The organism is Runella sp. R5_40 (assembly GCF_057652295.1).
Genome location: NZ_JBYFCH010000001.1, coordinates 1,055,930 through 1,068,886, shown reverse-complemented (window position 1 = coordinate 1,068,886; position 12,957 = coordinate 1,055,930). Strand labels below are relative to the sequence as shown.

General features: G+C 46.2%; 6 protein-coding genes. All 6 read left to right on the top strand.

All coding sequences use genetic code 11. The features are described 5' to 3' along the window. The first annotated feature begins 62 nt into the window (after positions 1-62). The 6 genes from AC23N5_RS04560 to AC23N5_RS04535 all read left to right on the top strand — a co-directional run bounded on the left by AC23N5_RS04560 (position 63) and on the right by AC23N5_RS04535 (position 12,930). Entirely contained in the window at positions 63-2,525 is a 2,463-nt protein-coding gene (locus AC23N5_RS04560) for an ABC transporter permease (RefSeq protein ID WP_487754626.1), read from the top strand. 147 nt (positions 2,526-2,672) lie between these two features. Further along, on the top strand, positions 2,673-5,036 hold the full coding sequence (locus AC23N5_RS04555) for an ABC transporter permease (protein ID WP_487754625.1): 2,364 nt from the start codon (positions 2,673-2,675) through the stop codon (positions 5,034-5,036). 64 nt (positions 5,037-5,100) lie between these two features. Continuing rightward, the gene (locus AC23N5_RS04550) at positions 5,101-5,325 is read left to right on the top strand and encodes a Kazal-type serine protease inhibitor family protein (protein WP_183977143.1); all 225 of its coding nucleotides are present in this window, start codon (positions 5,101-5,103) and stop codon (positions 5,323-5,325) included. 243 nt (positions 5,326-5,568) lie between these two features. Continuing rightward, the gene (locus AC23N5_RS04545; protein WP_487754624.1) at positions 5,569-7,911 is read left to right on the top strand and encodes an ABC transporter permease; all 2,343 of its coding nucleotides are present in this window, start codon (positions 5,569-5,571) and stop codon (positions 7,909-7,911) included. Positions 7,912-7,913: 2 nt separating this feature from the next. Next, complete coding sequence (locus tag AC23N5_RS04540) at positions 7,914-10,322, top strand: ABC transporter permease (RefSeq protein WP_487754623.1); 2,409 nt, start codon at positions 7,914-7,916, stop codon at positions 10,320-10,322. Between the two features lie 178 nt (positions 10,323-10,500). Next, positions 10,501-12,930 carry an ABC transporter permease gene (locus tag AC23N5_RS04535; RefSeq protein ID WP_487754622.1) on the top strand — a complete coding sequence of 810 codons (2,430 nt, stop codon included), beginning with the start codon at positions 10,501-10,503 and terminating at the stop codon, positions 12,928-12,930. Positions 12,931-12,957 lie beyond the last annotated feature (27 nt).

The window sequence follows — 12,957 nt, the reverse complement described above, 5'->3', positions numbered from 1 at the left end:
GCATCTGCGGGTGAGATAATTGAAGTGATTTACTTGATAATGTACTAAATCGTTCTCCCAAAATGATTCTCAACTATTTAAAGCTGGCTTTTAGAAACGCCATTCGTCAGCCGTTTTACACGCTGGTCAATGTCGTTGGATTGACCATTGGCATGGTAGCGTGTTGGCTTTTGGCGACCTATTATTTTCACGAAAAACAATACGATACTTTTTTGCCCCCTGTCAACCGTATTGCGGCGGCGGCGTTGGACTTGAAAATGGGCGATACCGAAGGCGTCACTACCAACACGCCACCGCCGTTGGGAATGCGTTTGGCCGAATACCCAGAAGTCGAAATGACGGCACGGACGTTTGCGCTGGGCGATGTCCTGATTCGCCAAAGCGAGGGAACCGAAAGTACCGTTTTTAGTGAATCAAATGCGTTGGCAGTTGATTCTACCTTTTTGTCGTTGTTTGAATTTCAGATGGTGCAAGGCGATAAAAATGCACTCAATGCGCCGTTAAGCCTTGTTTTGACCGAAAAAATGGCTCAAAAATACTTCGGAACAACGCAGGCCGTCGGAAAATCACTTTCGCTCAATGACCGTTTGTTTAAAGTAACGGGAGTCGTCAAAGACCTACCCACAAACTCTTCGCTAAATTTTGGCTTTTTGGCTCCTGTCAAAGATTTTCGGGTGGTTGAAAACTTTATGTGGAGCTGGATATGGCTACAGATGGATACGTGGGTAAAATTTCGTCAACCGTTGACCGAAACCAACATCGCCGCTCTTGAAACCAAGCTCCCTGCGATGGTGCGCAAACATGCGCCCTCGGCTTTTGAGCGGGTAGGACAAAATTTTGAGGAACAAATCAAACGCGGCGACCGATACAATGTTCGGTTGTTGCCGTTGACAAAACTCCACTTGGGGTATCCACAGCTATCAAGTCGCCTCACTACAATCGGTGACGGAAACCAAGTTCGGACGCTTGCCCTTGGTGGACTTATTATATTGTTGTTGGCCTGTGTCAACTTTATCAATCTATCGACGGCTCGGTCTATGAAACGTGTCAAAGAAGTCGGGGTGCGTAAAGCCTTGGGGTCTTCAAAAGGTAGTTTGGTAGGACAGTTTTTGGTTGAATCGTCGCTACTGAGTGGTGTGGCCTTTTTACTGGCATCGGCAGTCACGTGGAGCGTGTTGCCCTTGTTTAACCAATTGACCCAAATTGCTTTTACACCTGATGCTCTCTTTTCTATGGAGGTGATGCGCATCATCGTGGCGTTGCCCGTCATAACGGGTTTGGTCGCAGGTTTGTACCCTGCGCTGTACCTCTCGCGTTTCAAGACCACCGATAGCATGAAAAAATCGACGGGTAGTACCCACGGCGGTTTTAGCTTGGTGCGGAGCGGCTTGGTGGTACTTCAGTTTTCGGTGGCGATTGTGCTCATGTTGGGAGTGACGGCCATGTACCGTCAGTTGTATTTTGCTCAACATTCCAAACTCGGAATGGAAAAAGAAAATGTGCTGATTATCAAAAACGGGCGGCATTTTGCCAATCCGTCGGAGCGGGAGGTATTTCGTCAACAACTCAAACAGCTTCCCGAAGTCAGCGAAGCTACCCATTCTACCTTTTTGCCTTCGTTGGGAAGTTTTGGTGATTTTTACGAACCCGAACAGGGCGAACAAGCCAATGCGGTCGTCCAAAACTTACCCATAAGTTCGTTTATGACCGACGAGCATTTTGTGCCTACCCTAAAACTAGAAATCATTGCGGGACGGAACTTTCGCCCCAACAGCCCTGCCGACTCGGCGGCGGTGATTTTAAATGAAACAGCAGTGAAAGCCATTGGTTGGAAAAATCCCATTGGAAAATGGATGCGCTACCCAGGCAATGCAAACCAGCGTTTTCAGGTGATAGGCGTCATGCGAGATTTTCATTTGGGGTCGGTGCGGACGGTAATAGACCCGACGGCGCTTTTCCACGAATCATCAAAAACGTACCGAACATGGGGTTCGTACCTCGCCGTTCGCCTACAGCCAGGAACCGAAAAGGCTACGATTCAGAAAGCAACCGACATGTGGAAACGGGCGATTCCTAACGTGCCTTTTGAGTATGATTTCTTGGATGCGTCGTTTGCCAATTTATACCGTTCCGAACAACATACGGCTTCTATTATCATGGTTTTTACGGGTTTGGCGTTGTTTATTGGTTGTTTGGGACTGTTTGCTTTGGCCTTATTTATGTCAGAGCAGCGCACCAAAGAAATCGGTATTCGGAAAGTGTTGGGTGCTTCGGTTTTTTCGGTAACGGCCCTTTTATCCAAAGATTTTTTGAAACTTGTGTTGATTGCGCTTTTGATTGCCTCGCCCATTGGGTATTATTTGATAGACAAATGGCTAGCCGATTTTGCGTATCGGATTGAGATTGGCTGGGGAATGTTTGTGGCAACGGGTGCAGCGGCCTTATTGATTGCGCTTTTGACCGTAGGATATCAGTCGTTTAAAACGGCTTTAACGAATCCCGTAAAATCACTAAAAGCAGAATAGCCCCTAACCCCCAATGGGGGCTATTCGTTGATATTTGGTTATGGACAGCGAATTTATCGCGGTTGTGAGCAACCGCTCCCACCGTGCAAGCGGTTGCTCACAACCGCGACTTGAATATGGTTTTTATAATAGTTTAAGGACATACCTATGCTACAGAATTACCTCAAAATAGCTTTTCGGAATCTCTGGAAAAACAAACTTTTTTCGTTTATCAACATCATGGGCTTGGGGCTTGCCATTCCGTTTGCCTTGTTAGCCTTGATGCACCTCCAAAGCACGTTTGAGTTTGATAATTTTCACCCTCATTCCGACCGCATTTACCGAATCTTAACCAACGAAGTCACCCGAGACGGAACCGTTACGAAGTATGCGTCATCGCCTTACTTGTTGTCGGACGAATTAAAAAACAACTACACCCACATCGAAAAAGCGACCAAAGTGGTGCGCGATTTTGGTTGGGAACTCAACACGCCTTTTAAATCGCTGCGGGTCAATACGTTGTACGTTGAGCCTACTTTCTTTGAGGTATTTGGTTTTACGCTGGCCAAAGGAAGTGTGCCCGTTGCTCCCAATACCTTGATATTGAGCGCAGAGGCTGCTAAAAAGTTTTTTGACAAGGCCAATCCCATCGGGCAAACATTGATGCACGCTACCTACGGTGCCATGACGGTGACGGGGGTATTAAAACCCTTCAAAAAACAAACTCAGTTTCGGAGTGATGTCATGGTGTCGATGGCGACTTTTGATAAAAAACGCCCCGACGCCAAACAAACCGCTTCGTGGGGCACCTACGAAACCCATACGTTTGTGCGGCTCCAGCCCAATACCGCGCCCAACGCTTTGGAGTCGGCACTGGGGGCGGTGGCCAAAAAGACCAACGTTAACCTTGTGGCGGCCAAAAAAAGCAATGTATTTCGTAAACAAGCATTGGCCGATATATCGCCAAGCGTCGAAGAGTTGCGCTACAACCCCTACGTGGATTCGATGCAGGACATTTACTTCAATTTTGGGATTCCGTTGATGATTTTGTTGCTGGCAGGGTTCAATTACACCAACCTGACGTTGGCGCGGTCGTTGAGCCGTTCCAAAGAAGTGGGAGTCCGTAAAGTAATGGGCGCGATTCGGTTGCAGTTGGTGTTTCAGTTTATTTGCGAGGCCGTCATCATTGCCTTTTTTGCCTTTGGCGTCGGGCTGGTGTTACTGTATTTGATGAAACAATACATATACGTACAATGGCTGACCTGGGAGGTCGAAAACAGTACGCTGATTGGCGGAGTTTTTGTGGCTTTTACGTTGCTGGTGGGAGTAGTTGCAGGGGTATTACCTGCCCTAATTTTGTCAAAATTCCAGCCCGCTTTGGTGTTGAAAGGTGTTTTAGGTCCTGTTTCGTTTGGAAAAATAAACTTCCGAAAAAGCCTGATTGTCGTTCAGTTTGTGGCAACGTTGGGCTTTATGTTTATGATTGGTCATTTGTACAATCAGTTTAGCTACATGGCGACTGAAAACGACAACTTCAACCGCAAAGGAATTTTTAACCTATCGTTGGCCGATCAGAACTACCGATTGTTGAAGGACGAAATCAGCAAACACAAAGACGTGGAAAAAGTAGGTCTTGTGTCGATGCCTTTTGGAAGTGTACCGTCGCAGCAAGTCATCAAGGTACACGAAAAAGAGGCAAATGTGCCGACCTATTATTACTCGGTGGACAGAAATTTCATTGAAAACATGAAGCTAACGCTGGTAGCGGGACAAAATTTGCCCGTGGCCTTAAACGATTCAGCGGGGAATTTTGTGCTGCTCAACGAAACGGGTGTGCGGCGTTTGCGGCTCGGTACGCCGCGCGAAGCCATTGGACAACAGGTGTTTCTCAATGGCGCAACTCCCTTGCAAGTGGTGGGGGTGGTCAAAGATTTTTGCCATTTTCATTACCAATACCAGAAAGAGTCGTTGGTGTTTCATTACAATCCTGCGCAGTTTTCGATGGTGTCGATAAAAATAAACCCACAAGCCAATCAAGAGGCGTTTTTGGCCGACATGAAAGCCCTTTGGAAAAAATACAGCCCTTACAAAGAATTGGGGTATTCGTGGTACGAAAAAGAACTGTATGACCGCTATTATCCCGCCGAAGACATGAAAATGATGGGCTTGGCATCGGTCATTATCTTTGTGATTGCGTTGCTAGGCTTGTTGGGTATGGTGACTTACAGCACCGAAAAACGCTACAAAGAGATTGGCGTTCGTAAAGTGATGGGCGCCAGTGTGTGGGAAATCGTTCGGATTTTGTCGTGGAGCTTTTTGAAACTGTTGTTCATCGCGGCGGTGGTCGCCTTGCCGATTGGGTTAGTCGAAAATATGTTTATGAATAAGATGTTCACCTTCTATGCGGGGCTAAATATTGGTTTGATGGGCCTATTCTTTGGCATTGTATTGGTGGTGGCCATTGGGGCAATCGCGTACTACGCTACCAGAGCGGCATTGGTCAATCCCGTCGAATCCCTCCGAACAGAATAGTGAAGAGTTGTTCCAACCTTTTTGTGCTGAAAGGCGTCATCACTTCAAATAAACAGTCATAGCGATGAAAAAATCAATATTTGTGGCGCTGGTACTTGCAGGATTGGTAGGCTGCCAAAAAGAAGAAATAGCAAGTGAGTGTGTAGAAAAGCCCAATAATGGCATGGTTTGCACAATGCAGTACGACCCCGTTTGTGGGTGCAACGGTAAAACCTACGGCAATGCCTGTATAGCGGGTACTGTTGGTATTACCAATTTCACCAAAGGCGAATGCGGTAAAAAAGACTAAGTAGTTGTCCACTCGCGTACGAAAAGTGTCCACATTCGGACACTTTTTTGTTTTTATGGAGTTGTAATTGATTGTTATTTAGTGAGTTAGTGGGCTGGCATAGCTTTGGAAGAACAAATAACAACATTCATACAGCCTTTCATTCATTTATAAGTACAGTAAAGAAAATAGAGCAGAAAAGTGTCGTCGTTGCGGCACTTTTCTGCATTTTTTATTGGCCACCTTTTCTACTTTCTCAAACGTATGATTTTCAATTTCTTCAAAATTGCCCTTCGTAACCTCAGACGTCATGCACTGTACGGAAGCATTAACATCGTTGGGCTGTCGATAGGACTAGCTGCCTGTGCTTTGATGGCAATGTATGTTCGGCATGAGTTGAGCTACGACGTTTTTCACCAAAAAGCCCAGCGGATTTTGCGGGTTACGTCTCATTTAAAGACCCCCGAAGCCCCGATGGAGTTGGCCAATACGCCCAATATCTTGGCTCCTTTTTTGAATCGAAATTATCCTGAAGTAGAAAAAGCCGTTCGGTTTCAGTCGATGGCGGCTACGTTTAGCCAAGGCACTAAATTATACAACGAGTCAGACGTATATTATGCCGATGCCTCGGTTTTTGACGTGTTTACCTTTCCGCTGGTAGCAGGAGATGCCCGTCAAGCCCTGACCCAACCTCAGACCGTTGTACTTACGGAGACATTGGCCAAAAAATACTTTGGTACTACTGATGTGTTGGGAAAAACCGTACAAATCAACAAGCAGCCTTATCAGATTACGGGCGTGATGGCGGAGTTACCGACCAATACCGATTTAAAAATCCGCGCGCTTCTTTCTCATGATTTTGACAAGGGAAACTCTTGGATTGAGGACCTTTCTGCTTACACGTTTGTCTTATTCCGTGGAAAGCCCGATAACGCCGCTTTTGAGAAAAAAATGGCCGCCATCAGTCGGCGTTATATCCAGCCCGAATTGACAAAAATGGATTCGGAAGACTATTCGCTGGAGCTTCGAGCGGAGGCGCTGACCGATGTCCATTACAGCCAAGGCAAGTTGGAAGACACGCCCAAAGGCAACAAACAATACGGGTACTTATTCTCTTTTTTGGCCGTGTTTGTCTTGGTGATTGCCTTACTCAATTACATCAGTCTTCTGACGGCCCGAGCGACCGAACGCGCCAAAGAAGTGGGCGTCAGGAAAGCCAACGGAGCGCTGCGTTCTCAGTTGATTTGGCAGTTTTTGTTTGAATCACTGCTGATTAGTAGCTTCTCGGTCGTGATTGGCCTTGTGATTTTGCAGCTTGTTATTCCTTTGATGAATGATTTACTCCAAACTCAATTTCAAATGACGGGTATTGAACTGGGCGTATGGGCGGCCGTTGGGCTGCTTATCACTACCTTACTCGGAGGGTTGTATCCTGCTTTTGTGCTTTCGGCTTTTCGCCCTGCCGAGGCATTGCGCGGAGGAGTGCATCAAGCGAGCGGCGGTTTTCAACTGCGACAAACAATCACCGTTTTTCAGTTTATGCTGGCCGTTGGGATGATTGCGGGCGTGTTGGTGATGTACAAACAAATGGATTTTCTGCAAAACCATTCGTTGGGTTTTAACAAAAATAAGGTACTGACGATACAACTTCCCGCCGATTCGTTGGCTCAGATGAAAGGATACGCGCTGGCGGCTAGTTTGAAAAAATATCCCGCTATTTCTGACATTACGGCGGGGTCGGGGTTTGAACCTGCGTCGTTGGCTTCGACCGATTTTACTGTCAATGGCAAAGCAAGAGAGGTGATGACCCTGTTCTTTTTTGTTGATGACCATTATCTCCCTACGCTTGAACTTAAATTAGCCCAAGGCCGCAATTTTTCGTCTGCCCATCCGTCGGACAAACGAAGCGGTTTTATTGTCAACGAGGCTTTTGTAAAAATGAGCGGTTGGAAACAGCCGATTGGGCAACCAATAGAAGGCGTGAATAAAAAAGGAACGGTGATTGGGGTAGTCAAAAACTTCCATTTTAAATCGTTGCACAATTTGGTAGAGCCCATGGCGATGGTTTGGAACGTTAATCCACCCAATACACTGATGCTCAAAACCAGCCCCGAACAACTGCCTTTACTCCGCGCCGTTTGGCAAAAACACTATCCTTTTGAGCCATTTGAGTATTCATTTTTGGACAGCACCCTCGAAAAAGAATACCAAAAAGACCGCCTTACGATGACGTTGTTCAATGCCTTTGCGTTCCTTACGATTTTTGTGTCGTGCTTGGGGTTGTTTAGTTTGGTCACTTTTTCGACCGAACTACGCACCAAAGAAATTGGCATCCGAAAAGTGTTGGGTGCGTCGGTAGCGGGTATTTTAACGCTTTTGTCCAAAGACTTTTTAAAATTGGTGGCCCTGGCCATTGTGATTGCCTCGCCGTTGGCCTACTATGCCTTGAATCGGTGGTTGGAGTCATTTGCCTATCACATCACCATCAGTGGGTGGACGTTTGTGTGGGTAAGCCTGATTGCCATTGTCATTGCGTTGGTCACCATTAGTTTTCAATCGGTCAAAGCCGCTTTAGTAAACCCTGTGAAATCGTTAAAATCCGAATAGCTATGTTTCAGAATTACCTAAAAACAACCCTGAGAAACCTCTGGAAACACAAGTCGTTTACACTTATCAATGTTTTTGGTTTGGCGGCGGGCTTGACGGCTTGCATGTTGATTGTGTTGTACATTCAGCACGAGTTGAGTTTTGACCAATTCCACCAAAAAAAGCAGCAAATTGTTCGTACGATAATGCACTATAGCATTGAAGGAACGGCCAATAAAACGGTCATGACGGGAACGAAAGTAGGGCCTGCGTTGAAACGTGATTTTGCCGAAATAGAACAGTTTGTACGCGTAGCTGACCCCGCCTTTTCTCAGCAGAAAGTGGTCATAAAAAAAGGAGAACAACAGTTTAATGAATCCCGCTTTTTGTGGGCCGATTCTACGTTTTTTGAGGTATTCTCGTTTTCGTTGTTGAAAGGTGACGCGGCAACGGCTCTGAACGGTACCAACAAAGTGGTGGTGACGGAAGCGATGGCGCGCAAGTATTTTGGGAATGAAAACCCCATCGGCCAAATCTTGCGGTTAGAAGATCGCGTGGATTATACCGTAACGGGCGTTGCGGCCAATGCGCCCTCCAATTCGCAGCTTCAGTTTGATTTTATTGCGTCGTTTATGTCGCTCTCAGCCGCCAAAACCGAGACGTGGTGGAATGCCAACTATGTTACCTATTTCTTGTTGAAACCTGCTACTTCGGCGGCACAGCTTCAGGCCAAATTGCCGGTCTATATGCGTAAGCAGTCGGCAGAAACTGAAATGACGGGAAAAAACTTTGTCACGTATTTGTTGGAACCCTTGACGGACGTCCACCTTCGGTCGGAGGCGGAAGGCGGCATTATTGCTTCGGGCGATATTCGCTACATTTATATTTTCTCGGCGATTGCGTTGCTCATTTTGATTATTGCGACCACCAACTACATGAATCTTACAACGGCCCGCGCGACGGAGCGTGCCAAAGAAGTGGGGGTTCGGAAAGTGATGGGAGCAGTACGTGGGCAATTGTTTTGGCAATTTTTGGGCGAATCAATGGTGGTGACGCTGGTGGCTTTGCTGCTCAGTATCGTGCTGACAGTGGTGTTATTGCCTGTATTTAATACCCTGTCCGAACGCGAACTGACTTTGCAACTACTACTTCAACCCGCAGGAATAGGGGCGTTGGTAGGGGCGTGGTTGGTTGTCAGTTGCATTGCGGGGAGTTACCCATCGGTGGCGTTGTCGTATTTTCAACCTATTAAAGTGCTAAAAGGCGCATTTAAGAATACGGCGTCGGGTTTGGCTCTGCGTAAGTCGTTGATTGTGTTGCAGTTTATGATTTCGGTGTTTTTGGTGATTGGAACGTTGGTGGTTAAGAATCAACTGCATTTTATTCAAAACACAAAGCTGGGGTACGACAAACAACACGTAATTGCGCTCACAACCGACGAGCGAACTAACAAAAATTTGCCTGCCTTGAAGAACGAACTGCGGCAAAATCCGAATGTAAAAAGTATTTCGCTGGCCTACGAAACTCCCACGTTTATTAAGTGGGGCGATGGGCTTGAAACGGTGGGAACGGCGACGCCTGTGCAAAAAATGATTACCGCATTTCCCTGTGATGAAGACATGGCCGAAACGCTCAATTTGGAGTTGGTTGCAGGAAATGATTTGTCATCAGAAGACCTAGAACGGCTCAAAGGCAAAGACGAAAGCCAAGCCGATTACCGCTTTTTGCTGAACGAGACGATGATAAAGCAATTGGGCTGGAAGCCTGCCGAAGCAATTGGTAAAAAAGTACGTGTGGGAGGCCGAACTGGCGAAGTCAAAGGCATTGTTCGGGATTTCCATTTTGCCTCAATGAAACAACCGATTGGCCCGTTGGTGATTTTTCCAGTCACTTGGGGGAATGTCTTATTGGTAAAGTTGACGGGAAATAATCTGCCACAAACATTGACGTTTTTGGAAAACAAATGGAAAACGTTTGCGCCACATCGTCCGTTTACCTACACGTTTTTAAATGACGAATACAACCAAATGTACGCCAACGAAAATCGTATCAATCAGGTGTTTACGTATTTTTCTGCCTTGGCCGTTTTGCTGGCTTGTTTAGGTTTATTGGGCTTGTCGGCCTACGTCACTGCACAGCGTACCAAAGAAATTGGAATCCGCAAAGTGCTTGGCGCATCCACCGTTAGTATTACAACACTTTTATCTGCCGATTTTCTGAAATTAGTCTTGGTCGCCATCCTTATTGCTTCGCCCTTGGCATGGTATGCGATGACTTACTGGCTCAATGATTTTGCGTACCGAATTGAGATAGAATGGTGGGTGTTTGTGGTAGCTGGGCTTACGGCTGTTGGTATTGCGTTGGTAACAGTAAGTACACAGTCGATCAAAGCGGCCTTAATGAATCCTGTAAAATCATTGAAATCGGAATAAATCGACGTCCTTGTAGAGACGGTGCATGCAACGTCTCTACAACCCTGTCCATAAACGAACTGAATTTGTCCGTTTATGGACATTTTTATTTGTTTTAATTTGGTGTAAAAAATTGATTTACAGTGAATTGTGTTTCTGGTATGGCATTTGGGACTAAGAGGATAAACCTGAACATCCCATGCTACAGAACTACCTAAAAATCGCTTTTCGGAACTTGCTCCGAAACAAAGTGTATAGTTTTATCAACATCACTGGCTTGGCGATGGGTATCGCGGCTTTTTTACTGATTCTACAATACGTAAGCCACGAAAAGAGTTTTAACCAGTTTCATGCCAATGCGCCTTCCATGTATCGACTTCTCAACGAAGATGTCAAAGGTGGCATGTGGAGTGAGGTAGAACCAGGCTGGGCTACGCGCGCCAAACAACGCTTTCCCGAAATCAAAGACTATTGTCGTTTTGCGGACGGAATGGCGCAAGGCATTGTGCGGCGTGAAGGTGCTAAAACCGAAGCATTCCGCGAAACCAACATCAGCTACGCCGAAGGTAATTTTTTCTCGTTTTTCAATTTTCCACTTACTGCAGGTTCTCTCAAGGCATTGGAAAAGTCAAACGTAGTGTTTTTGTCAGCCTCTTATGCCAAAAAATATTTTGGTACCGAAAACCCTTTGGGAAAAGTGTTGATGCTTTCTAATCAATTTGACACCAACCCTTTTACGGTAGAAGGGGTCTATGCCGATATGCCTACTAACTCAGACATTCGATACGATATGGTGTTTTCGTTGGAAACCTTGCGTAACCCCGCCAACTTGCACGGAAACGATTGGGCTAATTTAGAAAATCTTGATAACCAATATATTAATACATTCTTTCAACTCAACGAAAAGGCGAATCCTGTACCGTTTGAGAAAAAACTAACAGCCCTAAGAAACGAACTCAGCAAAGAAAATGACGGCGTAAAGTTTAGACTGGTACCTCTCAAAAATGTGCATTTGGCGGCTTCATTGAACGATACCTACCTCACGCAGGGTAATTTAAAATACGTCTATATGTTGGGCGGAATTGCGTTTTTGATTCTGGTGATTGGTTGGTTCAACTACGTCAATCTTTCGACGGCTCAGTCGCTCAAACGCGCCAACGAAGTGGGAGTTCGGAAAGTGGTAGGCGCAACGCAAAGCCATTTGGTGCGGCAGTTTTTGGGCGAATCGCTGTTGGTCAATCTCCTAAGTTTTGGATTGGCTCTGCTAATCGTAGTCTTACTTCAGCCATTTTTTAATGAACTTATCGGGACGCCGTTGTCTTTTGCCTCCTTGGGCGCTACGTCGGTGTGGGCGTGGGGACTGGGTATTTTGCTCTTTGGCTCCCTACTTTCGGGTGGCTACACGGCCTTTTTGCTCTCCAGTTACAACCCTATCAAAACCCTGAAAGGGCAGTTGGCCAAAACGTCGGGGGGAGGACTACTTCGGAAATCGCTGGTGGTGTTTCAGTTTGCTATTTCGGTGTGTTTGGTTGTTACAACGCTCGTTATTTATCGTCAGCTACACCACATGCAAACGCAAAGTTTGGGACTAAATCCGCAGCAATTGTTGGTGGTTCGTGGGCCAGAAGTAGGCAAAGATGCGACCTATAAAGTGCGCCAAACGACGTTTCAGAACGAGCTAACGCAACAAACGTTTGTGAAAGACTACGCGACCTCAGGGGCGGTGCCGAGTGGTTGGTACAATTTTGCCACCGCAGGTTTTACGCAACCCAAATCCAAACCAGGCGACGAACTGATTTCGTACTCGTTTGCCATTATTGGCGACCGTTTTCTAAAAACCTACCAAATCGACCTTAAAGCGGGTCGGAACTTTACCCCCGCCGAATGCGACGTAGATTGGAACCAAAATAGTAAAGTATTGCTCAACGAGCGAGCGGTTGAGTTACTAGGATTTGCCAATGCAGAAGAAGCCCTTCGCACCAAAATCAAGTGGGATGAGCGTTATTTAGACGTAATCGGGGTGGTGAAAAACTACCATCATACAGGATTGAAAAGAACGATTGACCCTATCATTTTTTACCCCCAAAACAACAGCACCTATTTCACCATCCGATTGACCGCCGACCGAATGCCTGAAAAAATAGCAGCCTTGGATAAGTTGTACAAGACCTATTTCCCTGGCAATCCGTTTGATTACTCTTTTGTGGATGACAATTACAACAAACTTTATGTTTCTGAACAACAATACAGCCGTATGTTCACGACGGCGTCGTTGTGGGCGATTTTTATTGCTTGCTTAGGATTGTTCGGCTTGGCCACTTTCACCGTCGAATCGCGCACCAAAGAAATCGGAATTCGTAAAGTGCTAGGAGCTTCGGTGCTTGGAATCATGGCATTGTTGTCCAAAGACTTCCTCAAGTTGGTGCTTATTGCGATTCTGATTGCATCGCCGATTGCGTGGTATTTGACCGAACAATGGCTGAAAGATTTTGCCTCTCGCATCGCACTTAGCTGGTGGTTGTTTGCAGTAGCGGGGCTATTATCCATCGTGATTGCATTGCTAACGGTAGGTTTTCAGGCAGTCAAAGCAGCGTTGATGAATCCTGTGAAATCATTGAAAACAGAATAATCCATACGTCCCTACGGGGCGTCCACC